Here is a 25505-nt window from a genome sequence, read left to right as displayed (position 1 = left end):
TGCTGGTCGGGACAGCGAGTCCATCGCGCGTCGTCGGGGGCATGACCGGCTGCGATGGGCCTCAGGATCGATATTGGTTTTAGCACGCGGGAATCGTGATTCCCGCGAAGGAAGGGTGCGTCACAGTGACTCAGGTTCAACCGCTGGAACGTGAGGAAGGCCGCGACGTCGCCAAGGCTTGGGCGCATGTGCGCACCAACCTGCGCCGCTCGGCCGGCCAGCGGCTGTTTGATCAGTGGCTGAAGCCCGTGGTGTTGATCGACGGCAGCGATTCGCATGCCGTCCGCCTGGGCCTGCCGTCGCCGTTCCTCACCCAGTGGGTGAAGAATCACTATGCCGAGCGGCTGCTGCTCGAATTCCGTGCGGTGCTGCCGGGCGTGCGCAGCGTCACGCTGGAGACGCTGCAGGATGCCGAGCAGCGCGTGCTCAGCGCGGCCCCGGCCCCGGTGCCCGCGCCGCGCGCCGAATCGCTCGCCGAGCCGATCGAGCGCCCGGCCTTCGACCCGCGCTTCACCTTCGACCGATTCGTCGTGAGCGCGACCAATCGCGTCGCCTTCAACGCCGCGCGCACCGTCGCGCAGCCGGGCGTGCCGATGTTCAGCCCGCTGTACCTCCATGCCGGCACCGGCCAGGGCAAGACGCACCTGATGCACGCCATCGGCCATGCCTTCCTCGAGGCGAACCCGGGCGCGACCGCGATCTACTCGACCGGCGAGCGCTTCATGTTCGAGTTCGTCCAGGCGCTGCGCAACAAGGACACGCTGGCGTTCAAGAAGCGCCTCCGCTCGGTCGACCTGCTGATGATCGACGATCTGCAGTTCATCGGCGGCAAGGACGCGACCCAGGAAGAATTCTTCCACACGGTCAACGAGTTCATGAGCGCCGGCAAGCGCCTCGTGATCGCTGCCGACCGCGCGCCCCAGGCGCTCGAAGGCTTCGAGCCGCGCCTGGTCGGCCGCCTCGGCGCCGGCCTCGTCGCGGACATCAAGCCCGCCGAGCTCGACCTGCGCCGCGCGATCGTCGAGCGCAAGCTGAAGGACATGCCGGCGGTGGACATGCCGGCGGAAGTCGCCGACCTGCTCGCCGCGCGGATCACCACCAATGTCCGCGAGCTCGAAGGCGCGCTCAATCGCCTGGTCGCCTATGCCAGCCTGTCGAACGAGGCGATCACCATCGACTTCGCGACCAGCGTGCTTGGCGAAGTGCTGCGCACCAGCCAGCGCCGCATCACCATCGACGAGATCCAGCGCGCGGTCTCGGCGCATTTCGAAGTGAAGCAGCTCGACCTGATCTCGGCCCGCCGCGCGGTGGCGATCGCCCGCCCGCGCCAGATCGCGATGTATCTGGCCAAGCGCCTGACCACGCGCTCGCTGCCCGAGATCGGCCGCAAGTTCGGCAATCGCGATCACTCGACGGTGATCCATGCGGTGAAGCGGATCGAGGATCTGCGCGCCAAGGATGTCGAGATCGACGGCGCCGTCCGCGCGCTGATGCGCACCCTGGAGGGGTGACCCTCGCGATTCGCCCGGCAGCGCCCGAGGATGGCGCGGCGATCTGGGCGATCCTCGAGCCGGTGATTCGCGCCGGCGAGACCTATGCAATGGACCGCGACCTGTCGCGTGGTGCGGCCCTGGCCTATTGGCTGGGGCCGGACCGGGCGAGCTTCGTCGCAGAGGCCGAGGGCCGGGTGCTCGGCACCTATTATCTCCGCGCCAACCAGGCCGGCGGCGGCGCGCATGTCGCCAATTGCGGCTATGCGACGCATGCTGACGCGCGCGGCCGGGGCATCGCCCGCGCCATGGCCGAGCACAGCTTCGCCGAGGCACGCGCCCGCGGCTTCCGGGCGATGCAGTTCAATTTCGTCGTCAGCAGCAACGCACCCGCCGTGCGGCTATGGCTCGCGCTCGGCTTCGAGACGGTGGGACGCGTGCCCGAGGCGTTCGCGCATCCGGCGCTGGGGCTGGTGGACGCGCTGGTGCTGTACCGGCGGCTTTGAGGGCGGATAGCGTCTTGCGCTAGATGGGAAACGCACCGACGATCGCTTCCCCTGGGATTAGCCGAATGGCGCACATTGGTGGAGCCCCCCGGCCACGTGCCGGACGGTGGCCACCGATCGAAGTTTAGGAAGTTTAGGCGTGTGAGCGCTTCGGCGGCAACTGACGCGGCGTTCGAGCGCGAAGTTCAGGAAGTTCAGGCCTGTGGAGATTTGGCGCGTGCTGGCCGCCGAATACCGGTCGACGCCATGCGGCATGTCGCTCCGCGCGTAGTGGGGTGTATTGGACGGATCAAAGAGCGGCCGCTTGCAGGCGGCAGATCTGGTACATAGGGGGAACATTGCGGGCGCACAAGAAGGCCGCTGCCGCGGTCGGTGGTGCGAGGGAGGATCGCGGTGATCGGTCGGAGTTGGTGGGAAGGGGTCATACGCTCCGTCATAAAAACTGAATTTAGACGGCCTCATGCGGCGGACGGGAGCATGTTCGGCGACGAACTCGCGAGCGGCGTCGCGTAGCACGCCGGTTCGTTGTCGAGGTTGAGCGGCATCGGTGTCTCCCTCTCCCTCTCCCGCTAGCGGGAGAGGGCCGGGGTGAGGGTGAGTCGGGCGAAGGAGAGGGCCGCATTCGCCCGACACACCCTCACCCTTCCGCCGCCTAACGGCGGCTCCCTCCCTCTCCCGCAGGCGGGAGAGGGAAAGTCCGCACGGTTCGCGATGAACCGCCTAGCGCTTCCACCGGACTAATTTTCCGAGCAGGAACCAACAGAATATACCAAGCAGCAACCATTTCTCCGACGCACGGAAGGTCGACGAAGAGGGTAACGACCGCAACTGGGGCGCAAGCTGCCGACCCTCTCTCCCAATTTACAGCCCAGGCAGCAGGACAACCACGCTCGCGGCGATGCCCAGCACGCCCATTGCCGCGGCGCCGCGGGCCAGCCGGACGTCATAGCTCAGCCCCAGCAGCATGAGCGCCGCCGCCAAGGTGGGCCATCCGAACCACGCCACCAGCGCGCGCGGCCAGTCGGGCGTGGCGAGGGTGACCGCCAGTGCCGCGGCGAGCAGTGCCCATCCGGCGATGCGGAGCGATTGCGGGCGGAGGCGCGTCGCCCAGCCGCCGAGCAGCGCCGGCGCATGGCGCGGCATCGCCGCCGCGAGCGTGAAAACGCCCAGCAGGACAAGCCCGGCGGCGATCATGCGATCTGGCTCCGGGTGCGGCGGCGCGGGGCAGGGGCGGGGCGGCGCCATTGCTTCCAGGCGAGCCAGCCGGTGCCGCCGGCGGTGGCGAGCAGGGTGAGGCTGACGCCCGTCTGCACCGCATCGGCATAGGCGCCGCCGGGAAGCGCCGCCGCCGCGCAGCCGAGCGCGAGGATCGCCAGCAGTATCGGCCAGCTCCGCCTGGGCGACAGCACCACGCCGAGCAGCACCGCCGCGGCGGCACTCGACAATGCGGCGGACACCTCCGCCTCGGCCCGCGCCGGCATTCCCAGCGGCAGCAGGCGGTTGGCGAGGAGGAAGGCGAGGCACCCGATCGGCACGCCCGCGAGCACCCCCGCATTGAACCGCTCGACGATCCGGTTGCCGAGGTGGAGCGGCGCGCGCTCGCGGCGCTTGACCACCCACAGCACCATGCCGCTCGCCACCGCCATGGTCAGCATCGCGCCGCACAGGAAATAGAGCCAGCGCGTCGCCAGCAGCGCGAAGCGGGCGAGGTGGAGGCCATAGGCCACGCCATAAGTCTGCATCGCGGGGCGGTGCTCGGTGAAGTCGACGAGGACGCGGCCGGTCGTGCCGTCGAAGCTCACTGCGCCGGCGGCATAGCCGATCTGGCGGGCATCGTCGCGGAACATGGTGACCACCGCGGCGGCGTCCCCCGGATGCGCGATGGTGACGCGGCCGACCGGCTGGCCCAGCCGCTGCTCCGCCGCGCGCAGCATCGGGGCCAGCGGAGCGAGCGGCGCGGGCTTGCCGGCAGCGGGTCGGTCGACCTGGCCGGGCTGGAACGCGTGGAACATCGCCGCCATGTCGTTCCCGTAATTGGCGGTAAGGGCCCAGGGCATGTTGAGCGTCGCCAGCGTCAGCAGGCCGGTGAAGCTGATCATGAGGTGAAAGGGCAGCGCGAGCACGCCCAGCGCATTGTGTCCGTCGAGCCAGGAGCGCTGGCCCTTGGCGGGGCGGAAGGTGAAGAAGTCCTTGAAGATGCGGCGATGGGCGATGATCCCGGTGATCAGCCCGAGCAGCAGCACCATCGCCGCAAGCGAGGCGAGCAGCCGTCCCCAGGGAAAGGGCAGCTCCAGTTCGAAATGCAGGCGGTAGAAGAATTCGCCGCCCAGCGTCTCGCGCGGCACCGGCGCGCCGGAGCCGGGATCGAGCGCGCGATAGACGAAGCCGGTGCCGGGATCATAGGTCGCCTCGACCGTGTTCATCCGCGCGTTGGGCAGGGTCAGGTACCAGCCGAACGAGTGGGGGGCGTTCTTGCCGAGCCATGCGCTCGCGGCCGTCAGCGCGGTGGCGCGATCGGCGGTGGCGATCGTCTCGGGCCGCATCCAGCGACCGATCTCGGGCTTGAACACGCTGAGCGTGCCGCCCAGGCACATCACGAACAGCACCCAGCCGAGCAGCAGCCCGGTCCAGCCGTGCAGCCATGCCATCGCCTGGCGGGCGCCATCGCGCACCGCGCTCATGCCGCGGGCATCCCGGCGGCCCAGGCGACGGCCGCCAGCAGCGCGGCCGCCGCGAGAACGCCGCCCAGCGCGCGCAGCGGCCCGGGGGCAAGGAACGCCCAGATCGTCGCAACGGGCGCGACCAGAAAGGCGAGCATCGTCGCCGGCACGATCGCGTCGAGCCGCGGCAGCGGCAGGGTGCGCGCCGCCGCTGCCGCGAAGCAGGCAGCGACGAGATAGGCACCGATGCTGCCGGCCACCGCGCGCGTCGCGATGTTCGCCCGATAGCCCCAGCCGCGACGGAGATGCGCCCCCATGCCCTGCCTCAGTAGCTGAAGGTGAGGCTGCCGAGCACGCTGCGCGGCGCGGCATAATAGGCCTGCCCCCACATGAGGCTGCCCAGATAGCTGCTGTCGGTGACGTTGCGGACGTTGAGCGCGGCGCGGACGTGATCGACCAGGCGGATGCTGCCCATCAGGTCGAGCACCGCATAGTCGTTCTGGGTCACAGTGAAGTCCGGGCTGCGGACCTTGTTCTGCCAGCGCAGCTGGGCGCCGAGCTTGAGGTCGCGCAGGTCGGGCACCGCATAGGTGGTGGCGAGCTTGAGGCTCTTGGTGGGCAGGAAGACGCGCGCGGCCTTGCCGGCATTGTCCTCGATCTCGAGCCCGGTATAGCCGCCGCTGATCGTCCAGTTGTCGGTCACCTTGCCTGCAAGCTCGATCTCGAAGCCGCGCGAAGTGGTGTCGAGGCCGGTATAATAGTTGGTGCCGGGCTTGCCGGGATCGCCCGGCCCGTACTGGCCCGCGACGGTCGCCAGGTTCTTCTGCTTGGCGCGGAACAGCGAGGCGGTGGCATAGAGCCGGCCGCCGAACCATTCGCTCTTCAGCCCGCCCTCGATGCTGCTGCCGGTGATCGGATCGAGCCTCCGGCCGCGCACGTCCGATTCGTCCTGCGGATTGAAGATGCTGGTATAGCTTCCGTAGAAGGAGACGTTCGGCGTGAGATCATAGGTGAAGCCGGCATAGGGGCTGACGGCACTGTTCTTGCGGTACAGGTTGGCGCCGTAGGAGAAGCCGTCGGCCTTGAGCCAGGTGGCGCTGGCACCGGCCACCGCCTTCAGCCGATCGGTGACGCTCAGATGCGCGGCGCCGTAGACGCGGGTGACGTCGAGCCGGCTGTTCGCCTCCAGCGTGATCGGTCCGGTCCCCGGATCGGCGATCACGCTGGCGGTAAGGTTCGGCACCGCCGGATAGGCGACGAGGCTCTTGCCGCGGCCCTGCCATTGGCGGTTGTCGAGCCGGCCGGTCGAGACGCCGAAGGCCAGCTGGTGCTCGCGACCGAACAGGTGGAGCGGCCCTGATGCGGTGAGGTCGCCGAGATACTGGTCGGTCTCGGACGGATAGGCGCCCACCTGGCCCGCGATGCCGAGCCCGGTCGCCTTGTCCGGCGTGCCGAACGCGTAGAGCAGCCGCGCCTGCTGCTTGTTGTTCGCGTAGGTGAACACGCCCTTGGCCTGCCAGCCCTGGCCCAGATCATAGGCGAGCTCGCCAAAGGCGCGCTGGTCGGTCGTGTCCCAATAGGTCCAGGGTGCCGAAGTCGTCGCCGAGCGCGCATAGGGGATGCGGCTGCCGTCCTTGTAGGTGAGCGGCAGCGCGCCCCACAGCACGCCGTCGGCGTCATTGTCCTGGCGGCTATAGCCGATCGTGGCGGTGAGCTGCGGCGTCACCTTCCACGCGGCGATCAGGCCGTACACGTTGCGGTTGACGTGGTTGTAGTCGAGATGGCTGTCGCGGCTCTCATGGGCGTAGATTGCGCGGACGGCGACGGTATCGGTCACCGGCACCGAAACATCGGCCTCGCCGCGCCAGCGGTTCCACGAGCCGGCCTGCGCCGTGGCGGTCGCCTGCAGCGTGTCGGTCGGGCGTTTGCGGACATAGTTGATCGTGGCCGAGGGGTTGCCCACGCCGGTCATCAGCGCATTGGCGCCGCGGATCGCCTCCACCCGCTCGAACAGCGCGGTGTCGAGGTCGCCATATTGGATGCCATAGGGGAACGGCAGGCCGATCCCGTCGACCTGGAAGCTGGTGATGTCGAAGCCGCGGGAATTGTAATAGGTGCGGTCCGTCTCCACGCGCTCGACATTGATGCCGACGGTCTGGTCGAGCAGGTCGTTGATGTTGGTGAGCTGGAAATCCTGGATCCGGGCCTGGTCGATCACCGTGATCGACTGCGGCGTCTCGCGCGGGGTGAGCGTCAGGCCCGTTGCGCTGCGCGACGCCTGGGTGACCGCGCCGGTGACGATGATCTGGCTCTGCTGGTCGTTCGAATCGGCGGTGCCGTCCGGACCCGCCAGTGCCGCGCCGGGCAGCGCAACAAGCGCGGTAGTGAGCAAGGCGGTGCGCAGCGACAGATGCATGGTTCAGCTTTTCCCTTTGGGTCTCGTTCGATGCGCGAGCCTTTAGGGAAAGTGAATATTGCGAGTCAATCGCATTATCAATTTTGTCGGGCGCCGGGACCTCAGCGGCGGGCGCGGGCGATCCGCATCACATAGCTGATCACTTCGGCCACGGCGGCGTAATGCTCGACCGGAATCGGCTGGTCGAGCTCGGCGCTGGCATAGAGCGCGCGGGCGAGGGGGCGGTTTTCGACGAGCGGGATGTTGTGCTCGCCGGCGATCTCGCGAATCTTGAGCGCGAGCGTGTCGACGCCCTTCGCCACCACCACCGGCGCCGCCATCGAGCCATGGTCGTACTGGAGCGCGACGGCATAATGGGTGGGGTTGGTGATGACGACGCTCGCCTTGGGGACATTGGCCATCATCCGGCTCTTCGCCCGCTGCATCTGCATGCTGCGGATCTTGCCCTTGATCTTGGGGTCGCCCTCGCTCTGCTTGTACTCGTCCTTCACTTCCTGCAGGCTCATGCGCATGCGCTTCATGTACGAGCGGCGCTGCCAGACGAAGTCGAACAGCGCGAGCGCGCCGACCAGCATCGCGATCGGCCGGAGCATGGCGTGGACGATGTCGCTCGCCGCGGTGCCGGTATCCACCAGATCGGCGCCGACCAGCCGGTCGATCGTCGCGGCGTGCGGCCAGGCGATGGTGCCGGCGATGCCGACCACCAGGCACAGCTTGGCGAAGGTCTTGAGGAACTCCACCAGCGACTGCTTGCCGAACATGCGCTTGACGCCGGTCATCGGGTTGAGCTTGTTCCACTTGGGCGCGATGCGCGACCAGGCGATCATCGGCCGCCCCTGGAGCACGCCGCCGAGGACCGCGAAGCCGAACAGCGCGGCGAGGATCGGCGCGAGCGCGGTGCCGACCGCGGCGAACAGGCCGGTGGCGAAATTCTGTGCGCCGGTCGGCTCGAGCCGGAAATCGTCGGCGGCGCCCCATAGCCGCACGAACAGGTTGCCGAACTGCTGCACCGTATAGCTGCCGAGCCCGCCCATCACGACCAGCGCCGCGACGAACATCGCGGCATGGCGCATTTCCGGCGCCATCGGCACGTCGCCGCGTTTTCGCGCGTCTTCGAGCTTCTTGTCGGTAGGATCCTGTGTCTTGTCGTCGCTGTCGTCGCCGCCGCCGGCCATCACCAGCCTCGCTGCAACGCGTCACCCATTGCCTGGGTGAAGAAAGTGAGCATCGTGCCGATCGTGGTGATCGCCAGCGCGAGGCCGAGCAACAGGTTGAGCGGCTGGGCGATGAAGAACACCTGGATCGCCGGCGCGACGCGCGCGGCGAGGCCGAGCGCCACGTTGAACACGATGCCATAGACGAGGAACGGCGCCGCGAGGCTGATGCCGAGCGTCATCGAGCGGCCGATCGCTTGCACTGCGAGCTCGGCGAAATCGTGCATCGGCGGCATGCCGCCGATCGGGAAGGTCTGGTAGCTGTGGACGATCGCGCCGAGCCAGAGATGGTGCACCTGCGCACCCATGCATACCAAGGCGGCGACCAGGCCGACCAGCTTGGAGAGAATCGGCGCCTGGCTCGACTGGGAGGGATCGAACATCACCGCGGCGGACAGGCCGATCTGGGTGCTCATGATCGAGCCGGCCATCGAAATCGAGAAGAACAGGATCTTGACGATCATCCCCATGGCGAGGCCGGTGATGAGTTCGGTCACCAGGATCGCGGGGAGTACGGCGCCGGCCTGCACCGCGGTGCGCGCCGGCTCGCCGATCAGGCCGTACAGCGCGTAGGACATGGCGAAGGCGATGAACAGCCGGATGCGGCCGGGGATGGCGTCTTCCCCGAACACCGGCAGCAGCATCAGCACCGCGCCCACCCGTGCGAACACGATGAAGAACGCCGATACCTGCAGGGCGAGATCGGGGGGAACGATCATCCGTGGATGATCATGTCGCTGATCTTGCCCATGAACTGGCCGAGTGCCTGGCCGATCGTGGGCAGCATCAGCAGGAACACCAGCCCCATCGCGACCAGTTTGGGCACGAAGGTGAGGGTGGTTTCCTGAATCTGGGTAAGCGCCTGGAGCAGGCCGATAAAGACACCCACGACCAGCGAGGTCAGCAGCAGCGGTCCGGCGACGGTGAGGATCAGCATCAGCGCGGATTCGGTAAGACCGATCAGCTGCGTGGGCGTCATGGCATCCGGCTCCGGTCGTCAGATCTGCATGCGCATGATGTCGGTATAGGCGCCGACGACACGGTCGCGCACCGCCACCATCGTATCGAGTGCCGTCTCGGCCGCGCCGATCGCGGTGACCACGTCGATCAGATCGCCCTTGCCGGCGACCTGCTTGGCCGAGGCGGCTTCGGCCGAGCGCAGCTTGTCGGCGGTGCCGCCGACAAGGTTCTCGACCATCGCGCCGAAGCCCGAATTCTGGTCGTCGCCGATTTCGCTGCCGCCCGCTGCCTTGCCGAGCGTGTTGCCGAGCGAGGCGACGCGGCCATAGGCCTTGTTTGCGTCCAATGCTCCGATAGACATGGGTCTCTATCCCTTACTTGAGCAGATCGATGGTGCGCATCGTCAGGCTCTTGGCCGCTTCGATGGCGTTGAGATTGGCTTCGTAGCTGCGCTGCGCCGCCTTCATGTCGGCGCTTTCGATCAGCCCGTTGACGTTCGGCTTGAGCACATAGCCCTGCGCGTCCGCCGCCGGGTGGCCCGGCTGATAGACCTTGGTGAAATCCGACTGGTCGTTCTGGATCGACTTGACCTTCACCCCGGTGCCGCCGGTGGCGCGGTCCACCGCCGCCTGAAAGCTGACGACCTTGCGACGATAGGGATTGCCGCCGGGCGTATCGGCGACCGAATCCTGGTTCGCGAGGTTCTCCGCGATCGTACGCATCCGCAGCGACTGCGCGCGCAGACCCGAGGCGGAAACGCCCAGCGAAGCATCCAAATCCATTGTTGATCCTCCACGGCCTGGAAAGCGGGCCACGCCATCATTGTAGGCAATTTTTGCCGGGCCGGGCGCCGGGGGCGGAAAAAAGGTTCCTATAAGTCTCTTGGGAAAGGGAGACGCATGTCGGTACTCGATGGAATCATGATCGAAATGTCGGTGGTGCTCGGTTCGACCGAGGTGCCGGTCCGGCAGATCCTGCAAATGAGCCGCGGCGCGATGATCCCGCTGGATTGCGGGCAGGACGACCCCAGCCTGGTCTATGTCAATGGCGAGCTGGTGGCGCTGGGGCGCATCCTCGTCGACGGCGAAGTGATGTCGCTGGAGATTTCCGAGCTCGTGAAGAAGTCGCGTCACTGATGGATCTCCTGTCGATGTTGCGTACGCTGGGCGCGCTGGGCCTGGTGTTGGGGATGCTGGCGACGGCCCTGTGGGTCGTGCGCCGCTATGATCTGAAATTGCCCGGACGGGTGACCGGCGGGGGACGCAAGCGGGTGGAACTGGTCGAGCGGCTGGCGGTGGACGCCAAGCGCTCGGTGGCGCTCATTCGGCGCGATGGCTGCGAGCATCTGATCCTGATCGGCCCGGAAGGCCATGCCACGATCGAAACCGGCATCACGCCGCCGCCGCAGGCGGTGGCCGCGGCGCCGGTGGCGAGCGAGGCGCCGGCCAAGATCGAGGACGATCTGGCGACGCTGAAGGCGGGCGTGGCAAAGCTTGCCGGCAAGCTCGATTTCAAGGCGATGGTCGAGCGCGTGCGTCCCGAAGCCGCGGCCGCCGAAGACGTCGCGTGCGAAGCGCCTGCCGCCGAACCTGCGCCTGCTCCTGCGCCTGCGCCTGCGCCTGCGCCCGAGGTCGTCTCGAGCCTGCCGCAAGCCGCGAACGACGCGGAGCCGGATGCCCGCGCGACGCCCGCCGCTACCCCCGCTGCACCTGCTGCGGCGAAGCGCACGCGCACGCGCGCGCAGGTTCGCACCCGCGTTCCGCGCGATACCACGCGCTGGAACAAGCGCGCGGTGCGCGAGGCACTGGATGCGTAAACTTCTCGCCGCGGCCGCACTGCTGATTGTGCTGCCGGTCGCGGCGCACGCGCAAGCTGTCGCGCCCGCCGCCCAGGCGGCCGCGCAGGGCGCGACCATCAGTATCGGCGGGGAGGGGCCGCTTTCGGCCAAGGCCATCCAGCTGGTGCTGATGCTGACGGTGCTCAGCCTGGCCCCGGGCCTGCTGATGACGGTGACCAGCTTCACCCGCATGGTGGTGGCGCTGTCGCTGCTGCGCACCGGCATCGGTACGCCCGGCGTGCCGCCCAACCCGGTGATCATCAGCCTCGCGCTGTTCCTCAGCTTCTTCGTGATGGCACCGACCTTCGAGAAGGCGTGGAACGAGGGCGTAGACCCCTATACCAAGGGCAAGCTGACCGAGGTCGCGGCCTTCGAGAAGACGACAGAGCCTTTCCGCCAGTTCATGCTCGGCCAGGTGCGCGACAGCGACCTCAAGCTGTTCGCCGACCTCGCCAACAAGAAGATCGCGACGCGCGCCGACACGCCGCTGACCACGCTGGCGCCCGCTTTCATGATCTCCGAACTGCGCCGCGCGTTCGAGATCGGCTTCCTCCTGCTGTTGCCGTTCCTGGTGATCGACCTGGCAGTGTCCGCGGTGCTGATGGCGATGGGCATGATGATGCTGCCGCCGCCGACGATCGCGCTGCCGATGAAGATCATTTTCTTCGTGCTGGTCGACGGCTGGGCGCTGGTCGCCGGCTCGCTGGTGAAGAGCTTCACGCACTGAGCCTATTCCCTCCCTAGCGGGAGTGGCGATCGCAGCGGATCGTGGATACTGCGCCGCTCCCAACCCTGCCGTCATCCCGGCGAAAGCCGGGATCCATTCGCCTGTAGATCGCAGCAAGAGCCCGAACGGAGTGGCCAATGGATTCCGGCTTTCGCCGGAATGACGGTCGATAGGTTGGTCAAAAAAGCTTCGTCACACCTGCAACCCCACCGCCTGCTGCGCCGCCTTGAGCGTCGGTGCGGCCAGCGCGCTCGCCCGCGCGGCCCCCTTGGCGAGCTTGGCGCCCACTTCGGCCCGGTCGTCCAGCAACGCGGTCAGCCGCTCGCGGATCGGGCCGAGGACGGAGATGGTCAGGTCCGCCAGCGCCGGCTTGAACGCGCCGAAGCCCTGGCCGGCATATTCCTCGACCACCGATTGCGGGTCGCGATCCGCCAGCGCGGCGAAGATCGTCACCAGATTACGCGCCTCGGGACGCTCCGCCAGTGCATCGAACGAATCGGGCAGCGGCTCGGGATCGGTCTTGGCCTTGCGGCACTTGGCGGCGATCGTGTCGTTGTCGTCGATCAGGTTGATGCGGCTCAGGTCCGAGGGATCGGACTTGGACATCTTCGCATTGCCGTCGCGCAGGGACATGATCCGCGGCGCGGCCTTGCTGATCAGCGGCTCGGGCAGCGGGAACAGCTCGACGCCGAAGTCCTGGTTGAACTTGGTCGCGATGTCGCGGGTGAGTTCCAGATGCTGCTTCTGGTCCTCGCCGACAGGGACGTGCGTCGCCTGGTAGACGAGGATGTCGGCGGCCTGGAGCACCGGATAGGTGAACAGCCCGACGCTGGCGCCGTCGCGGTTCTTGCCGGCCTTGTCCTTCCACTGGGTCATGCGGTTGAGCCAGCCCATCCGCGCGGTTCCCTGGAGGATCCAGCAGAGCTCGGCATGGGCGGGGACGCGCGCCTGGTTGAACAGGATCGAGCGATCGTCGATCCCGGCGGCGAACAGCGTGGCGGCCATCTCGATGGTCGAGGTGGCGAGCTCCTGCGGGGTCACCGTGCCGGTAAGGGCGTGGAGATCGGCGAGGAAGAACAGGCATTCGCCCTGATCTTGCATCGCGACCCACTGCTTGATGGCGCCCAGATAATTGCCGAGGTGAAGATTGCCGGTGGTCTGGATGCCCGAGACGACGCGCATGGGATAGTCACTCCGCACCCGGTTGACCGTTCGGCCGTTGGACCGGCCGCGGGTCCATGGCGGCGGGGGTGCTTGCGGCCGCGCGGCTTGCCAGGACGCGGGGGCTCTACCGCGCGGCGCGGCGGCGGACCAGCGCCTTGATGTCCGAAAGCAGGAAGGCGCGGGTGACGAAGCAGGCGGCGAAATAGATCGCGCAGCCCGCGCCGACGAGGAGGATGAGGCCGGTATAGCGCTCCCAGATGCGGCCGTTCAGCCACGGATCGAGCAGCCCGGCACCGGCCCAGAGCGCCACGCCCATCAAGACCGCGGCGAGCGCCAGCCGCGGCACCCGCCGGGCGAGCTGCGCGTCCACCGTAAAATGACCGCGCTGGCGCAGCGTGAGGTAGAGCATCGTCACGTTGACGGTGGAAGACAGCGCGGTGGCGAGCGGCGGCCCCAGGTGCGCGATCAGCGGGATCAGCGCGAGGTTGGCGGCGATGTTCACCGCGACGGAAATCATCGCAAAGCGGACCGGCGTCCTCGTATCCTGCCGGGCATAGAAGCCGGGGGTCAGCACCTTGACCAGGATGTAGGAGGGCAGGCCGATCGAGAAACCGGCCAGCGCCCAGGCGCACTTCACCGTGTCTTCGGGCGTGAAGTGCCCGTACTGGAACAGCCCGCGGACGATCGGCTCGGCCGCGACGATCAGCGCGACCATCGCCGGCAGGGTGAGGAACAGCGCCAGCTCCATGCCGCGATTCTGCGTCTCCATCGCCTCGGCCTCCTTGCCCGCGCCGAGCAGTCGCGAGATGGTGGGAAGCAGGATCGTACCGAGGCCGATGCCGATCATGCCGAGCGGCAGCTGGTTCAGCCGGTCGGCATAATAGATGTACGAAATCGAACCCTCGCCGAGCAGCTTGCCCGACAGCGAGGTGGAAATGACGAGGTTGAGCTGTACCGCGCCCGCGCCGACGGCGGCAGGCAGGATCAGCTTCATCAGCCGGCGCACGTCGTCGTCGATCCGGGGCAGGCGGGGGCGGAGCGAAACGCCCGAGGCGCGGCAGGCGAGCGCCAGCCAGCCGAGCTGGAGCAAGCCGCCAACCGGCACCGCGATCGCCTGGACGCGTGCGGTCTGTTCCGGCGTGCCGTGGAAGAAGAACAGCCCGGTGACCATCGCGATGTTGAGCAGGATCGGCGCGGCGGCATTGACCCAGAATTTGTCGAGCGAGTTGAGGATGCCGCCCAGCAGCGAGGCGAGGCAGATCAGCATCAGATAGGGGATGGTGATCCGCGACAGCTGGACCGCGAAGGCGAACTGGTCGGCCGTCGGCTGCTGCTTCTCGAACCCGCCAGAGAGGATGGCGGTCAGCGGCCAGGCGGCGGCGATCGCCACCAGCGTCAGGGCAAGCAGGACCGCGAAAAGGACGGACAGCGTGCGCTCGGCGAAGTCATAGGCGGCACCGCGCTCGCCGTTCACGCCCAGTTTCTGGTTGAACATCGGGATGAACGCCGATGCGAACGCGCCCTCGGCGAAGAAGGCGCGGAACATGTTGGGCAGGCGGAAGGCGACGAGGAAGGCGTCGGACGCGAAGTTGGCGCCGACATAGCGCGCCTGGAGCGAATCGCGGACCAGGGCAAGGATGCGGCTGGCAAGCGTAAGACCGCCCACCGAACCCAGGCTGCGCGCAAGCTTCATTATAGGGTCGCCATCATTTGCTGGAGCTGGCTGGCTAGATCCTCCCCCGGCTTGCCGGGGGAGGGGGACCGCCGCCGAAGGCGGGGGGTGGAGGGGCCGCGCCGCAAGGCGCGGTAGGGTGGTGGGGTCAGGCGTACCGCCGCCTTCGCGGCGGCCCCTCCACCACGCCGCTGCGCGTCGCGGTCCCCCTCCCCTGCGCGGCAGGGGAGGAATTGGGCCGCTGGTCCGCGCACCGGCTCGTCTGGTTCAGGCGTGGCCGGCTTCTTCGAAGCCGATCGCGCCTTCCTGCTGGGCGCGCTGCTGCAGGTAGATGCCGGCGAAGTCGATCGGCTCCAGCATCAGCGGCGGGAAGCCGCCGTCGCGGACCTGGTCGGCCAGCACGCGGCGCGCGAACGGGAAGAGGATGCGCGGCGCTTCGCCGAGCAGGAACGGATCGAGCGCTTCCTGCGGGATGTTGCGGAGCGCGAACAGGCCCGCATAGGAAAGGTCGACGATGAACGCGACCTGCTCGCCGGCCTGGGCGCGGACTTCGATCTTCAGCACGACTTCGTACACATCGTCGCCGACGCGGTTCGAGCCGATGTTGAACTGCACGTCGATCGCCGGCGCGGTCTGCTGCTGATAGATGGCCGGTGCGTTCGGATTTTCGAACGACAGGTCCTTCACATATTGCGACAGAACGCCAGCCTGGGGCGCATCGTCCGCGCCATTCGCGTCGGCATCGCCGATTCCGGCGAAGGTGTCGTTCTCGGCCATCCAACTTTCCTCTTTATTCAGGAGATTTTCGCGCCCTCGGCGCGTTACGGGGCATGCGACTAGCAGGCGCGTGCCGGTGGCGCAATCGCACGGCCCATCGTACGGTTTGAATCCGGCGGCACGAAGGCCTATGTACTAGAGACGGAGGCTTTGGAGGGCCAGTGTTCTACGTCATTCTGTTCGCGATGGTGGCAGGTTTCCTTGCGCTTCGGCTGTACGCGGTCCTTGGCAAGCGGACCGGGCATGAGCAGCCGCTGCCGAAACCCGCCGAGGAGCGGGTCGCCGCACCGCCCGTCACGCGGACGATCGAGGCGCTGCCCGATACCCGCGACTCGGGTAACCGCACGATCGACTCGGGGGCCGAGACCGGCCTGCGCGCCGTCGTGTCTGCCGATTCGAGCTTCGACGTCGCCAAGTTCCTCGAAGGCGCCAAGTCCGCCTATCGCATGATCCTCGAGGCCTTCTGGAAGGGCGACGAGGAAACGCTGCGCTTCCTGGTCGACGACGAGGTGCGCGCCGCGTTCGAGCAGGCGATCGCCGATCGCAAGGCGCGCGGCGAGGTGCTCGACAATCGCCTGGTCGCGATCGAGCGGGCGACGATTGCCGAGGCCGGTGTGGAGAACAAGGTCGCGCGTGTCGTGGTGCGGTTCGATGCCGATATCGTCGCGGTCACCCGCGACGGCGAAGGCAATGTGATCGCTGGTTCGCTGAGCGATGCGGTGACGACGCACGACATCTGGACCTTCGCCCGCAAGCTGCGCAGCGACGATCCGAACTGGAAGCTGGTCGAGACCGACGAAGCCTGAGGGGCGGCATGCGGATTTTCGGGGGATTGGCGCTCGCGGGGCTGCTCGGCGCATGTTCGAGCGGCATCGTGCCCCCGGAGGCGGGCACGCGCCCCGCGCCGAGCCGGCCTGCGCCCGCGCGCCCGGCACCGTCCGCCGAGCGACCGCGCCCTGCCGGCGCGCTCCCGGAGACGCCCGCGAACCTTCCCGCCCGGCAGCCGACCGCTACCACGCCGTTGCCGGCGATGCCCGCCATGCCCGTGCCGGTCGGCGCGACCAGTGCTGCGCTTAGCGGTCTCGTCGCGGGACCCCCTGTCGAAACCTTGCCGATCACGGCCGACAATGCCCGGCGCGCGCTCGCCGCCTTCACGCTGAGCTGCCCGGGGCTTACGCGGCGCACCGACGCCTCCGGCCTTACCAGCGGCGCCGACTGGGCGAATGCCTGCGCGGCTGCCGCGACCTGGACGGGCGACGCCGCGGCGTTCTTTGCCCAATGGTTCGAGACCGTGCAGGTCGGCAACGGCGCGGCCTTCGCGACCGGCTATTACGAGCCCGAGATCGCCGGGGTGCGCGAGCGGCGCGCCGGCTTCGACGTGCCGGTCTATGGCGTGCCCGACAATCTGATCGAGGTCGATCTCGGGCTGTTTTCGGATGCGCTCAAGGGCAAGAAGATCCGCGGCCGGGTCGATGGCCGTCAGTTCGTGCCCTATTATGATCGCACCCAGATCGAGCAGGGCGCGCTGGAAGGCCATGCCCCCGTCATCGCCTGGGCGGCCGATCCGATCGAGATGTTCTTCCTGCAGGTCCAGGGATCGGGCCGGCTCAAGGGACCGGACGGCAAGGTGCTGCGCATCGGCTATGCCGGGCAGAACGGCCGCGACTATACCGGCATCGGCAAGCTGATGAAGGATCGCGGCCTGCTCGGCCCGGGCCAGACCTCGATGCAGGGGATCGTCGCCTGGCTGCGCGCCAACCCCGAACAGGGCCGCGCGATCATGCGCGAGAACAAGAGCTTCGTGTTCTTCAAGGAACTGACCGGCGCCGGCCCGCTCGGCGCGATGGGCTATCCGGTTGCGGGCTGGGCCAGCGTGGCGGCGGATCCCAAGTTCATCCCGCTCGGCGCGCCGCTGTTCCTGTCGATGGACCGTACCGACGCCACCGGCCTGTGGGTGGCGCAGGATACCGGCGGCGCGATCAAGGGCGCGAACCGGGTGGATACCTTCTGGGGCGCGGGCGAGGACGCGCGCGCCATCGCCGGGGGCATGTCTGCGCGCGGCACCGCCTGGCTGCTGCTGCCCAAGGGCACGCTGGCGCGGCTGAATACAGCACCGCCCGCGGCTCCCCAGCCGTCGATCCCCCAGCCATGAGCGGGCGCGGGCGCCGCAACCTGGCGCCCGAGGAAGCGGCGTTGTGGCAGCGCGTGATCCAGAGCGTCACGCCGATTCACGTCCGCGCGGCGCCCAAGACGCTGCCGCCCGAGCCTGCGCCGTCACCCGAACCTGCCCCCAAGCCGCGCCCGCGGCTGGACGTGCCCGGCGGCAAGCTGGTGCCCAGGCGACCGGCCGCACCGGCGGTGACGCTGTCCACGCCGATGCCGGACACGCATGACCGCCGCACGCTGGACGGCGGCTGGGACCGTCGGCTGTCGCGCGGGCTGGTGACGCCGGAAAGCGCCATCGATCTGCACGGCCACACCCTGCACGGCGCGTACGATCGGCTGGATGCGGGGCTGGCGCAGGCAATTGCGCGCGGCGATCGCGTGTTGTTGCTGATCACCGGCAAGCCGCCGCGCCCGGAATCGGAGCGCCCCCATGCGCGCGGCGCCATTCGCGCGGCAGTGGGGGACTGGTTGGCTGCTTCACGCCATGCAGATCGGATTGCCGCGGTACGTCAGGCACACCCTCGCCATGGCGGTGCAGGTGCTTTGTATATTATTCTACGGCGCCCGCGATCTTTGCAGAACAGCCGAGATTCTTAACTAATCCATGCGAATCGTACGGCGGCGTCGACTATGCAGACGCCGCGTGGGGGTCTCTTGGAGCGTCTACCGACGATGCGTTGGGGGGAACGAAGTCTAGCAGCGTGGGGCGGCGGCATTGCCGCGCTGTCGGGGGGGCTGCTCGCCATGGGTGCGTACGCGTACGGCATCGCCTGGACGACGATCGGCCTCGCCTTCGGTATTGCGGTGCCGCTCGCGATGCTTGGGATCGCTGCGGTGATGATGGTTGCGCAGCGCCGTTGCGATGCCGCGGTCGCTGACGCCGTGAATCGACTGCATGCCGCCGCGCTGGGCGATCTTGAAAGCCCGTTGCCTGCCTCGCTCGGGCAACGCGCACCGCGGCTCGCCGAATCCATAGACGAGCTGTTTCACAAGCTGCGCGGCAACCTGGAAAGCGTGCATCGGCTCGCGATGTTCGACACCGTGACCGGCCTCTCCAACCGCCCGCATTTCCGCCGCAGCGCCGAACGCTTGCTGGAAAATGCGCCGGAGCATGCGCGCGCGGCGCTGTTCTTCGTCGACCTCGATCGCTTCAAGGCGGTCAACGACACGCTCGGCCATGCCATGGGCGACATGCTGCTCGGCATGGTGGCGAACCGGCTGCGCGCGGTGGGGGATCAGTGCGCGGCATTCAACCATGGCGAAACCCCGCTGATCGGCCGCCTCGCGGGCGATGAGTTCACGCTGTTCTTCGCCGACCTGCCCGATCCTGCCGCGCGTGAGCGCGTGGGCGGCAAGGTGCTGGACGCGCTGTCCGAACCGTTCGATCTTGCCGGCCAGGAGGTCTCGATCGGCGCGTCCATCGGTGTCGCCCTGTACCCCGATCATGGCCTGACGCTGCACGACCTGATGGGCGCGGCCGATGCGGCGATGTACCAGGCCAAGACGCAGGGACGCGGCCGCGTCGAGACGTTCAGCGACGGCCTTGCTGCGGAGATGATCGCTCGTGCCCGGCTGGAAACCGAACTGCGCGCGGCGATCGAGCGCGACGAATTCGCGCTGGTCTTCCAGCCCCAGCTTTCGGCGACCACCGGGGCCGTCGTGGGGGCCGAGGCGCTGCTGCGCTGGCACCACCCGGACGGCACCAAGATGCCCGGCGCCTTCCTGCAGCGCGCCGAGGAAACCGGCCTGATCGTCGAGATCGGCGACTGGGTAGTGGCGAAGGTGGCGAACACCATCGCACGCTGGGCGCAATTGGGCATCGAGCAGCGGCTGGCGGTGAATGTCAGCCAGCGGCAGATTGATCATGCCACCTTTTTCCGCCATTTGCGGGCGGCGATGCTGGCGGCAAAGGCACCGGCGCGGCTGCTCGAGCTGGAGATCAGCGAGACGCTGGCGATGCATTGCTCGGAGGACGTATTGCGCGCGATCGCGGCGCTTCGTTCTGCCGGCGCGACGGTGGCGGTCGACGATTTCGGCACCGGCTATTCGAACCTCGCAAGGCTGCGCCGGCTGCCGATCGACCGGGTGAAGCTGGATCGCAGTCTGATCGAGCAGGTGGCGGTCAACCCCGAGGCCCGGGCGATCGCGCAGGCGGTGATCGGCCTCGTCCACGGCCTGGGCTGCGAAGCCGTGGCCGAAGGGATCGAGAGCGAAGCCCAGGCGGCGGTGCTGCGGGTGATCGGTTGCGACGTGCTGCAGGGCTATGCGGTGGGCTTGCCGATGGCCGAGGACGCGTTCGTCGCCTGGGTGCAGGCCGCGCAGCCGCGCCGCGCCACCGCCTGAGCGATCACACCCGCCGCAGGATCTCCGCATAGACTTGGGTCAGCGCATGCAGGTCGGCAAGCGCCACGGCTTCGTCGAGCTTGTGCATCGTCGCGTTGAGCAGGCCGAACTCCACCACCGGGCAGACGCGCGAGAGGAATCGGGCATCCGAGGTGCCGCCGGTGGTCGACAGCTCGGCATCTACTCCGAGCACGTCGCGAATCGCGCCGCTGACCAGCTCCGAAAGCGGGCCGGGTTCGGTGAGGAATGCCTCGCCATAGACGCGGCCGCGCACCTCGGCCGTGGGGGCGTGGCGGGCGACGATCTCGCGGATGCGCGCGATCAGATGAGGCCCGCGCTGCTGATCGTTGAAGCGGATGCTGATCCGCGCGGCGGCGCGGCCGGGGATCACGTTGGTCGCCTGGTTGCCGACGCTCAGGTCGATCACCTCGATGTTCGAGGGCTGGAACCAGGCATTGCCCTGGTCGAGTTCGATCGCGTCGATTTCGGCGAGCGCGCGGACGAGGCGAGGGACCGGATTGTCGGCGAGATGGGGATAGGCGACATGGCCCTGGCGGCCGATCACCGCAATGTCGATCACTGTCGAGCCGCGCCGGCCGATCTTGATCGTGTCGCCCAGCCGGTTGGCGGAGGTCGGCTCGCCGACCACGCAGCAATCGGGGGTAAGGTCGCGTTCGGCCATGCGCTCGATCAGCTTCGGCGTGCCGTAGGTGGCGGGGCCTTCCTCGTCGCCGGTGATGATCAGGCTGGTGGTGCCGCGTGCGGGCACTTGCGCGGCAGCGGCGACGAAGGCGGCGATCGCGCCCTTCATGTCGACCGCGCCGCGGCCATAGAGCAGGTCGCCGCGGATCTCGGGGGCAAAGGCGCCGCTGCTCCAGCCTTCGCCCGGCGGCACGACGTCGAGATGACCGGCAAAGGCGAGGTGCGGTCCGCCTTGCCCGCGCACCGCGAGCAGGTTCTCCACCGGACCGTCGGGCGCCTCGCCCTCGACGAAGCGCTCGACGCGGAAGTCGAGGGGGAGGAGCGCCTGCTCCAGCACGTCGAACACGCTGCCGCGCGCGGGCGTGACGCTTTCGGCGCCGATCAGGGCCTTGGTGAGTTCGACGACGTCCGGCACAACAGCTCCTACACTTGAGGGAGGCGACATTGCCCAAGCTGAACCTGGATACAATCCCGCAGACCAACGCCACCGGCTATCCCGCACCGTTCGATGCTGCCGTGGCAGGGCGCTGGTATCGACGGCTGGCGCCGCCCTCCGGGCTGACGGCGATGGGGGTTAGCCATGTGGTGCTGAAGCCGGGTGCCTGGTCGTCGCAGCGGCACTGGCACGACCAGGAGGACGAGTTCGTCGTGATGCTGGCCGGCGAGGCGGTGCTGGTCGAGAACGGCGGCGAGACGGTGCTGCGGGCCGGCGACTGCGCGGCGTTCCCTGCCGGGGTGGCGGACGGGCACCATTTGCAGAACCGGTCCGAGGCCGACGCCGTGTTCCTCGCGATCGGCGCGGGGCCACGCGGGAGCGGCGAATATCCCGATATCGACATGGTGTTCACGCCGGAGGGGTATTTCCGCAGGGACGGGACGCGGTATGAGACCGAGCGGGTTCGGTGAAGATTGCTAGCCCCTCCCCTTCAGGGGAGGGGTTGGGGTGGGGCGTGTCTCACCGAGACCAGCCTGCGTTCTGGAATCCCTCCACCCCAACCCCTCCTCCAAGGAGGAGGGGCTTAAGATGCGTTACCTCACCGGCAGTTCGAACTTCTCGATCACCCATTCCTCTTCCTGCGCACCGGCGATCCAGTCCTGCAGGAACGCGTGCTGGAGCACGGCGAGCATGTAGCTCTGCGCGAAGCGGGGCACCGGCAGCGAATAGGTGACGATCCGCGTCACCACCGGCGCGAACATGATGTCGGCGGCGCCGAACGCGCCGAACAGGAAGGGCTCCGCGGTGCCGTGGCGTGCCCGCGCCTGCGCCCAGAGCTCCATGATGCGCTCGAGATCGGCTGCCACGTCCGCATCGACCGGCGCGGCCGGATAGACCTGGCGCACGTTCATGCTGTGCTTGCTGCGCAGCGCGGTGAAGCTGGAGTGCATCTCCGCCGCCATCGAGCGCGCCATCGCGCGGGCGGCGGGATCCTCGGGCCAGAAGCGCGTGTTGCCGGTCTTCTCGTTGAGATATTCGACGATCGCCAGGCTGTCCCACACCACCGCGTCGCCGTCCCACAGGATCGGCACCTTGCCCGAAGAGGGCGCGAATTCGGCGCCCTGGCGGCGGCGGTCCCAGTGCTGGTCGTACATCGGCACGACGGTTTCCTCGAACGGCAGGCCCGAAAGCTTGCAGGCGAGCCAGCCGCGCAGCGACCAGGAGGAATAGGCCTTGTTGCCGATGATGAGCTTCATGGCATCGTGGATAGACGCGGGCGTGGGGGACAGCAAGCGGGCGGGGGGCGCGCCAAGCCAAAGGCGTTGCAGATCCGGGCGATTATTTCCACGCTGCAACTTTCGCGGCAGGGGCGGCGAATCGGGGGGACGGAACACGATGCGTTGGAGAAGGTGTCTGTGCGCTGCGGTGGCGACCGTTGCGGTGGCATGGGCGTGCCCGCCTGCAATGGCGCAGGAAAAGGGCGCGGCCGGCGCCGCACCGGCCGCCACGACCAGGCTGGATACGGCCGTGTTCGCCGAACTGCCGATGCTGGAAGGCCCGCAAGTGTCGCCGGACGGCAAGCGCTTCGCCGGTCAGCTGGCGGTGCACGGCAAGCAGTTCTTCGCGGTCATGGCGTTCGATGGCTCGTCGAGGCAGCTCATCGCGACCGCCGAGACCGATCTCCACTGGTGGCGCTGGGTCAATGACGAATGGCTGGTGATCGGCATCGGCAAGACGACGCCGGTCCAGGGCGACGAATGGTACATCACCCGCGCGATCGGCGTGAACGCCAATACCGGCAAGATGGTGATGCTCAACACGGCGGACACCGGGCAGAATGGCGGCCGGCTGGTCTGGACCGCCCGGGACGGCACCCCGCGCATCCTGCTGGCGGCGCAGACCTCGATCTATTCGAACATGCCGGGCTTCTGGCCGCGGGTGGACCAGGTCGACGTGTCGACCGGCAAGCATCGCCGCGTGCTGGAGGGCAGGGAAGGCGTCATGGACTGGTATGCCGATAGCGCCGGCACCGTGCGCATGGGCATCGGCCGCAGCGAGGATGGCCGCAGCCGGCGGCTGCTCTACCGCCCCAATGGAAGTGTCGACTTCCGGACCGTCGATCGCGCGAAGGGCATCCACGACAATCTGCTGGTTCCGTCGCTGTTCCTGCCGGATCCGGGCAAGGCGCTGGTGGTGCAGGACGACGCCAAGGGCTTCTCCGCGCTCTGGGAATTCGACCTGACCACGATGCAGACCGGCAAGCAGATCTTCGCGACGCCGGGGTACGACATCAGCGGCCCGGTGGTCGATCCGCTGCGCTCGACGCTGCTCGGCGTCGAAGTGACGGAGAACCGATCGACGACCTATTGGTTCGATCCCGCCATGGCGGCGTTGCAGAAGAAGCTGAGCGGGATGGTGCAGGGCGCGCAGGTCGAGATCACCAGCTTCAACGCCGATCGATCGAGGGTGATCGCACGGGTGGGCGATGCGAGCGCGCCGGGCGCCTATTTCGTCTACCAGTCCGCGGACGAGTCGTTGCAGCCGTTGTCGATGAACAACCAGACGCTGAAGCTGCGGCGTCTCCATCCGGTGAAGACGATTCGGTACAAGGCGCGCGACGGGCTGGAAATCGCCGCGGTGCTGACGGTGCCGCGCGGCAGCAGCGCCAAGAACCTGCCGCTGATCCTGATGCCGCATGGCGGCCCTTCGGCGCGCGACGAGGAGGAGTGGGACTGGTGGTCCCAGTTCCTGGCGGATCGCGGCTATGCGGTGATCAAGCCCAATTATCGTGGCTCGACCGGATATGGCACGCCCTTCCTCGACAAGGCGGAGGGGCAGTGGGGCCTGGCGATGCAGGACGATCTGAACGACGCGGTAAAGGCGCTGGTCGACCAGGGCATCGCCGATCCCAAGCGGGTGTGCATCGTGGGCGGCTCCTATGGCGGCTATGCCGCGCTGCGGGCGGCGCAGCGCGACGGCAAGCTGTTCCGCTGCGCGGTGTCGTTCGCCGGCGTGTCCGATCTCGCCCGGATGGTCGCCTATGACTCGCAGTTCCTCGGTGGCGGCCAGGGCAAGGACTGGATGAAGGCGCAGGCGCCCGACTTCAAGGCGGTGTCGCCGCTCTACCATCCGGAGGAATTCTCGACCCCGGTGCTGATCGTCCACGGCAGGAAGGATCGTCGCGTGCCGTTCAAGCAGAGCAAGCTGATGGCGGACCGGCTCCAGGCCGCCGGCAAGCCGTTCGAGTTCATCGAGCAGCCCGAAGGCGATCACCACTTCACGCGCCAGGAGGACCGGCTGAGCTTTCTCAAGGCGCTGGAAGCGTTCCTCGCCAAATACAACCCGGCCTAGGCCTTCACATACACCCAGGCGCGGGTGCCCGAGGCGAGGGGCACCCGCACCCGGACATAATTCTCGCTTTCATAGACATCGGCCGCTGCCAGTTCCTCGGGCGTCAGCTGGAAGACCTTGCCGGCGATGGGCGGGCCGTCGCCGGGCACGAGCGCGAGGTGCGTCTCGATCCCGCTCGCATCGAGTACGGCGGGGTCGCGGATCTGGATCTCGGTGACGACGAAGCCGTGGAGCACGTCGTCGGTACCGTCGAGCAGCCGGCCGAACTGGCTGCGCTGGACCTGCTCGAGCTGGAGCGTGCCGTAGGAGAAGAGCGGCTCCATGCCCGTGCTCAGCCGATCGCTTCCAGCACAGCCGCGCGGAGCTCCGGGATGCCCATGCCCTTGTCGCTGGAGGTGGCGAGGATTTCGGGATGCGCGGCGGTGCGCTTGCGAGCCTCTTCCACGGTGCGCGCGGTGACCTCGGCCAGTTCGCTCGCCTTGATCTTGTCGGTCTTGGTGAGGACCAGGCGGTAGCTGACCGCGGCGTTGTCGAGCATCTCGAGGATCTCGCGGTCGACATCCTTGATGCCGTGGCGCGAATCGATCAGCACCAGCGCGCGCTTCAGCTCCTGCCGGCCGCGCAGATAGTCGTTCACCAGATACCGCCACTTGCGGACCATGTCCTTGGGCGCCTTGGCGAAGCCATAGCCGGGCATGTCGACGAGGCGGAAGCGCAGCGGCTCGCCGACGTCGAAGAAGTTCAGCTCCTGGGTGCGACCCGGGGTGACCGAGGTGCGGGCGAGGCTGTTGCGGTTGGTCAGCGCGTTGATCAGCGACGATTTGCCGACGTTCGAGCGCCCCGCGAACGCCACCTCCGGCACCGTCGGCTTGGGCAGATGCTCGAGCGCGGGCGCGGACTTGAGGAAGGCGATGGGGCCGGCGAACAGCTTGCGCGCGGCTTCGATCTGGTCGGGGTCGAAGGACATTAGGAATTCAGCTGCCCCGGCGTGCGGGGCCCTTTCAGCAAATCGCAGGCGGCGGTGCCTGCGTTCCCCTCCCGCTTGCGGGAGGGGCTAGGGGAGGGGCTGCAAACGCGCAGCACG

The 25505-nt window shown here is 68.1% G+C and carries 27 protein-coding genes; 11 read left to right on the top strand and 16 right to left on the bottom strand.

The annotated features are described in order from the left end of the window. Positions 1 to 125 precede the first annotated feature (125 nt). Positions 126 to 1511: a chromosomal replication initiator protein DnaA gene (gene dnaA, locus SAZ01S_RS07475; RefSeq protein WP_084581538.1), complete on the top strand. Its 1386-nt coding sequence runs from the start codon at positions 126 to 128 to the stop codon at positions 1509 to 1511. Next, on the top strand, positions 1508 to 1996 hold the full coding sequence (locus tag SAZ01S_RS07470; RefSeq protein WP_084581536.1) for a GNAT family N-acetyltransferase: 489 nt from the start codon (positions 1508 to 1510) through the stop codon (positions 1994 to 1996). The genes dnaA and SAZ01S_RS07470 overlap by 4 nt, the downstream gene beginning before the upstream one ends. An 861-nt stretch (positions 1997 to 2857) precedes the next feature. On the opposite strand, the gene SAZ01S_RS07465 is transcribed toward SAZ01S_RS07470, so the two are convergent. The 9 genes from SAZ01S_RS07465 to flgC form a co-directional block, all read right to left on the bottom strand. Further along, positions 2858 to 3190 carry a DUF3325 family protein gene (locus SAZ01S_RS07465; protein ID WP_084581534.1) on the bottom strand — a complete coding sequence of 111 codons (333 nt, stop codon included), beginning with the start codon at positions 3188 to 3190 and terminating at the stop codon, positions 2858 to 2860. Further along, the gene (locus tag SAZ01S_RS07460) at positions 3187 to 4677 is read right to left on the bottom strand and encodes a PepSY-associated TM helix domain-containing protein (protein WP_084581532.1); all 1491 of its coding nucleotides are present in this window, start codon (positions 4675 to 4677) and stop codon (positions 3187 to 3189) included. The genes SAZ01S_RS07465 and SAZ01S_RS07460 overlap by 4 nt, the downstream gene beginning before the upstream one ends. Next, a complete protein-coding gene (locus tag SAZ01S_RS07455; protein WP_084581530.1) occupies positions 4674 to 4973 on the bottom strand; it encodes a ketohydroxyglutarate aldolase in 300 nt (99 codons plus the stop codon). The genes SAZ01S_RS07460 and SAZ01S_RS07455 overlap by 4 nt, the downstream gene beginning before the upstream one ends. Positions 4974 to 4981: 8 nt before the next feature. Next, complete coding sequence (locus tag SAZ01S_RS07450; protein WP_084581528.1) at positions 4982 to 7072, bottom strand: TonB-dependent siderophore receptor; 2091 nt, start codon at positions 7070 to 7072, stop codon at positions 4982 to 4984. 101 nt (positions 7073 to 7173) lie between these two features. Then, a complete protein-coding gene (flhB, locus tag SAZ01S_RS07445) occupies positions 7174 to 8247 on the bottom strand; it encodes a flagellar biosynthesis protein FlhB (protein ID WP_084581526.1) in 1074 nt (357 codons plus the stop codon). After that, on the bottom strand, positions 8247 to 9005 hold the full coding sequence (gene fliR, locus SAZ01S_RS07440) for a flagellar biosynthetic protein FliR (protein ID WP_084581524.1): 759 nt from the start codon (positions 9003 to 9005) through the stop codon (positions 8247 to 8249). Before fliR ends, flhB begins: the two co-directional genes overlap by 1 nt. After that, positions 9002 to 9265, bottom strand: coding sequence for a flagellar biosynthetic protein FliQ (locus SAZ01S_RS07435; protein ID WP_084581522.1), 264 nt, complete (start codon positions 9263 to 9265; stop codon positions 9002 to 9004). Before SAZ01S_RS07435 ends, fliR begins: the two co-directional genes overlap by 4 nt. An 18-nt stretch (positions 9266 to 9283) precedes the next feature. Next, on the bottom strand, positions 9284 to 9607 hold the full coding sequence (gene fliE, locus SAZ01S_RS07430) for a flagellar hook-basal body complex protein FliE (RefSeq protein WP_084581520.1): 324 nt from the start codon (positions 9605 to 9607) through the stop codon (positions 9284 to 9286). Between the two features lie 13 nt (positions 9608 to 9620). Next, a complete protein-coding gene (gene flgC / locus SAZ01S_RS07425) occupies positions 9621 to 10028 on the bottom strand; it encodes a flagellar basal body rod protein FlgC (RefSeq protein ID WP_084581518.1) in 408 nt (135 codons plus the stop codon). Between the two features lie 117 nt (positions 10029 to 10145). On the opposite strand from flgC, the gene SAZ01S_RS07420 reads away from it, so the two are divergent. The 3 genes from SAZ01S_RS07420 to fliP are packed head-to-tail and all read left to right on the top strand — an operon-like array spanning position 10146 to position 11810. Next, positions 10146 to 10382: a FliM/FliN family flagellar motor switch protein gene (locus SAZ01S_RS07420; RefSeq protein ID WP_084581516.1), complete on the top strand. Its 237-nt coding sequence runs from the start codon at positions 10146 to 10148 to the stop codon at positions 10380 to 10382. A 14-nt stretch (positions 10383 to 10396) separates the two neighbouring features. Continuing rightward, entirely contained in the window at positions 10397 to 11062 is a 666-nt protein-coding gene (locus SAZ01S_RS07415) for a flagellar biosynthetic protein FliO (RefSeq protein WP_245824689.1), read from the top strand. After that, a complete protein-coding gene (fliP, locus tag SAZ01S_RS07410; RefSeq protein WP_084581512.1) occupies positions 11055 to 11810 on the top strand; it encodes a flagellar type III secretion system pore protein FliP in 756 nt (251 codons plus the stop codon). Before SAZ01S_RS07415 ends, fliP begins: the two co-directional genes overlap by 8 nt. A 192-nt stretch (positions 11811 to 12002) precedes the next feature. Here fliP and trpS read toward each other — a convergent pair whose 3' ends face one another. The 3 genes from trpS to secB form a co-directional block, all read right to left on the bottom strand. Next, complete coding sequence (gene trpS / locus SAZ01S_RS07405; protein WP_084581510.1) at positions 12003 to 12992, bottom strand: tryptophan--tRNA ligase; 990 nt, start codon at positions 12990 to 12992, stop codon at positions 12003 to 12005. Positions 12993 to 13098: 106 nt separating this feature from the next. Beyond that, a complete protein-coding gene (gene murJ / locus SAZ01S_RS07400) occupies positions 13099 to 14667 on the bottom strand; it encodes a murein biosynthesis integral membrane protein MurJ (protein WP_084581508.1) in 1569 nt (522 codons plus the stop codon). A gap of 246 nt (positions 14668 to 14913) precedes the next feature. Continuing rightward, positions 14914 to 15423: a protein-export chaperone SecB gene (secB, locus tag SAZ01S_RS07395; protein ID WP_084581506.1), complete on the bottom strand. Its 510-nt coding sequence runs from the start codon at positions 15421 to 15423 to the stop codon at positions 14914 to 14916. A 185-nt stretch (positions 15424 to 15608) separates the two neighbouring features. On the opposite strand from secB, the gene SAZ01S_RS07390 reads away from it, so the two are divergent. From SAZ01S_RS07390 to SAZ01S_RS07375, 4 genes are all read left to right on the top strand, one after another. Next, entirely contained in the window at positions 15609 to 16229 is a 621-nt protein-coding gene (locus SAZ01S_RS07390) for a Tim44/TimA family putative adaptor protein (RefSeq protein ID WP_084581609.1), read from the top strand. Between the two features lie 8 nt (positions 16230 to 16237). Beyond that, complete coding sequence (mltA, locus tag SAZ01S_RS07385) at positions 16238 to 17575, top strand: murein transglycosylase A (protein WP_084581504.1); 1338 nt, start codon at positions 16238 to 16240, stop codon at positions 17573 to 17575. Then, entirely contained in the window at positions 17572 to 18186 is a 615-nt protein-coding gene (locus SAZ01S_RS07380) for a Smr/MutS family protein (RefSeq protein WP_084581503.1), read from the top strand. The genes mltA and SAZ01S_RS07380 overlap by 4 nt, the downstream gene beginning before the upstream one ends. A 75-nt stretch (positions 18187 to 18261) precedes the next feature. Then, positions 18262 to 19932, top strand: a complete 1671-nt coding sequence (locus tag SAZ01S_RS07375; RefSeq protein WP_084581501.1) for a putative bifunctional diguanylate cyclase/phosphodiesterase — start codon at positions 18262 to 18264, stop codon at positions 19930 to 19932. Between the two features lie 4 nt (positions 19933 to 19936). Here SAZ01S_RS07375 and dapE read toward each other — a convergent pair whose 3' ends face one another. Then, positions 19937 to 21079 (bottom strand): succinyl-diaminopimelate desuccinylase, encoded by a 1143-nt coding sequence (gene dapE, locus SAZ01S_RS07370; RefSeq protein WP_084581499.1) that lies wholly within the window; start codon positions 21077 to 21079, stop codon positions 19937 to 19939. Between dapE and SAZ01S_RS07365 the strand changes: the two genes are divergently transcribed. After that, a complete protein-coding gene (locus tag SAZ01S_RS07365) occupies positions 21079 to 21540 on the top strand; it encodes a cupin domain-containing protein (RefSeq protein WP_084581497.1) in 462 nt (153 codons plus the stop codon). The genes dapE and SAZ01S_RS07365 overlap by 1 nt on opposite strands. A gap of 123 nt (positions 21541 to 21663) precedes the next feature. On the opposite strand, the gene SAZ01S_RS07360 is transcribed toward SAZ01S_RS07365, so the two are convergent. Further along, a complete protein-coding gene (locus tag SAZ01S_RS07360) occupies positions 21664 to 22326 on the bottom strand; it encodes a glutathione S-transferase family protein (RefSeq protein ID WP_084581495.1) in 663 nt (220 codons plus the stop codon). Positions 22327 to 22534: 208 nt separating this feature from the next. Between SAZ01S_RS07360 and SAZ01S_RS07355 the strand changes: the two genes are divergently transcribed. Further along, positions 22535 to 24421, top strand: a complete 1887-nt coding sequence (locus tag SAZ01S_RS07355; protein WP_245824687.1) for an alpha/beta hydrolase family protein — start codon at positions 22535 to 22537, stop codon at positions 24419 to 24421. On the opposite strand, the gene SAZ01S_RS07350 is transcribed toward SAZ01S_RS07355, so the two are convergent. Both SAZ01S_RS07350 and yihA read right to left on the bottom strand, forming a co-directional pair. Continuing rightward, on the bottom strand, positions 24418 to 24744 hold the full coding sequence (locus tag SAZ01S_RS07350) for a gamma-glutamylcyclotransferase family protein (RefSeq protein WP_084581491.1): 327 nt from the start codon (positions 24742 to 24744) through the stop codon (positions 24418 to 24420). The two genes, SAZ01S_RS07355 and SAZ01S_RS07350, sit on opposite strands and share 4 nt — an antisense overlap. A gap of 8 nt (positions 24745 to 24752) precedes the next feature. After that, positions 24753 to 25388: a ribosome biogenesis GTP-binding protein YihA/YsxC gene (gene yihA / locus SAZ01S_RS07345; protein WP_084581489.1), complete on the bottom strand. Its 636-nt coding sequence runs from the start codon at positions 25386 to 25388 to the stop codon at positions 24753 to 24755. Between the last annotated feature and the right edge of the window lie 117 nt (positions 25389 to 25505).

This window comes from Sphingomonas azotifigens NBRC 15497 (assembly GCF_002091475.1).
GTDB classification, from domain to species: Bacteria; Pseudomonadota; Alphaproteobacteria; order Sphingomonadales; family Sphingomonadaceae; genus Sphingomonas; species Sphingomonas azotifigens.
This window is presented reverse-complemented; position numbering and strand designations above follow the sequence as displayed.

Excerpts from the sequence above, each read along its gene's own strand:
- SAZ01S_RS07415 (WP_245824689.1), top strand. The coding sequence starts at position 10,397 with ATGTTGCGTACGCTGGGCGCGCTGGGCCTGGTGTTGGGGATGCTGGCG.
- secB (WP_084581506.1), bottom strand. The coding sequence starts at position 15,423 with ATGGCCGAGAACGACACCTTCGCCGGAATCGGCGATGCCGACGCGAAT.
- fliE (WP_084581520.1), bottom strand. The coding sequence starts at position 9,607 with ATGTCTATCGGAGCATTGGACGCAAACAAGGCCTATGGCCGCGTCGCC.
- trpS (WP_084581510.1), bottom strand. The coding sequence starts at position 12,992 with ATGCGCGTCGTCTCGGGCATCCAGACCACCGGCAATCTTCACCTCGGC.
- murJ (WP_084581508.1), bottom strand. The coding sequence starts at position 14,667 with ATGAAGCTTGCGCGCAGCCTGGGTTCGGTGGGCGGTCTTACGCTTGCC.
- SAZ01S_RS07390 (WP_084581609.1), top strand. The coding sequence starts at position 15,609 with ATGGTGGCAGGTTTCCTTGCGCTTCGGCTGTACGCGGTCCTTGGCAAG.
- SAZ01S_RS07355 (WP_245824687.1), top strand. The coding sequence starts at position 22,535 with ATGGCGCAGGAAAAGGGCGCGGCCGGCGCCGCACCGGCCGCCACGACC.
- SAZ01S_RS07360 (WP_084581495.1), bottom strand. The coding sequence starts at position 22,326 with ATGAAGCTCATCATCGGCAACAAGGCCTATTCCTCCTGGTCGCTGCGC.
- SAZ01S_RS07350 (WP_084581491.1), bottom strand. The coding sequence starts at position 24,744 with ATGGAGCCGCTCTTCTCCTACGGCACGCTCCAGCTCGAGCAGGTCCAG.
- fliR (WP_084581524.1), bottom strand. The coding sequence starts at position 9,005 with ATGATCGTTCCCCCCGATCTCGCCCTGCAGGTATCGGCGTTCTTCATC.
- dapE (WP_084581499.1), bottom strand. The coding sequence starts at position 21,079 with ATGTCGCCTCCCTCAAGTGTAGGAGCTGTTGTGCCGGACGTCGTCGAA.
- SAZ01S_RS07455 (WP_084581530.1), bottom strand. The coding sequence starts at position 4,973 with ATGGGGGCGCATCTCCGTCGCGGCTGGGGCTATCGGGCGAACATCGCG.
- SAZ01S_RS07420 (WP_084581516.1), top strand. The coding sequence starts at position 10,146 with ATGTCGGTACTCGATGGAATCATGATCGAAATGTCGGTGGTGCTCGGT.
- flgC (WP_084581518.1), bottom strand. The coding sequence starts at position 10,028 with ATGGATTTGGATGCTTCGCTGGGCGTTTCCGCCTCGGGTCTGCGCGCG.
- SAZ01S_RS07380 (WP_084581503.1), top strand. The coding sequence starts at position 17,572 with ATGAGCGGGCGCGGGCGCCGCAACCTGGCGCCCGAGGAAGCGGCGTTG.
- flhB (WP_084581526.1), bottom strand. The coding sequence starts at position 8,247 with ATGGCCGGCGGCGGCGACGACAGCGACGACAAGACACAGGATCCTACC.
- yihA (WP_084581489.1), bottom strand. The coding sequence starts at position 25,388 with ATGTCCTTCGACCCCGACCAGATCGAAGCCGCGCGCAAGCTGTTCGCC.
- SAZ01S_RS07465 (WP_084581534.1), bottom strand. The coding sequence starts at position 3,190 with ATGATCGCCGCCGGGCTTGTCCTGCTGGGCGTTTTCACGCTCGCGGCG.
- SAZ01S_RS07435 (WP_084581522.1), bottom strand. The coding sequence starts at position 9,265 with ATGACGCCCACGCAGCTGATCGGTCTTACCGAATCCGCGCTGATGCTG.
- SAZ01S_RS07450 (WP_084581528.1), bottom strand. The coding sequence starts at position 7,072 with ATGCATCTGTCGCTGCGCACCGCCTTGCTCACTACCGCGCTTGTTGCG.
- SAZ01S_RS07375 (WP_084581501.1), top strand. The coding sequence starts at position 18,262 with ATGCGTTGGGGGGAACGAAGTCTAGCAGCGTGGGGCGGCGGCATTGCC.
- fliP (WP_084581512.1), top strand. The coding sequence starts at position 11,055 with ATGCGTAAACTTCTCGCCGCGGCCGCACTGCTGATTGTGCTGCCGGTC.
- SAZ01S_RS07460 (WP_084581532.1), bottom strand. The coding sequence starts at position 4,677 with ATGAGCGCGGTGCGCGATGGCGCCCGCCAGGCGATGGCATGGCTGCAC.
- mltA (WP_084581504.1), top strand. The coding sequence starts at position 16,238 with ATGCGGATTTTCGGGGGATTGGCGCTCGCGGGGCTGCTCGGCGCATGT.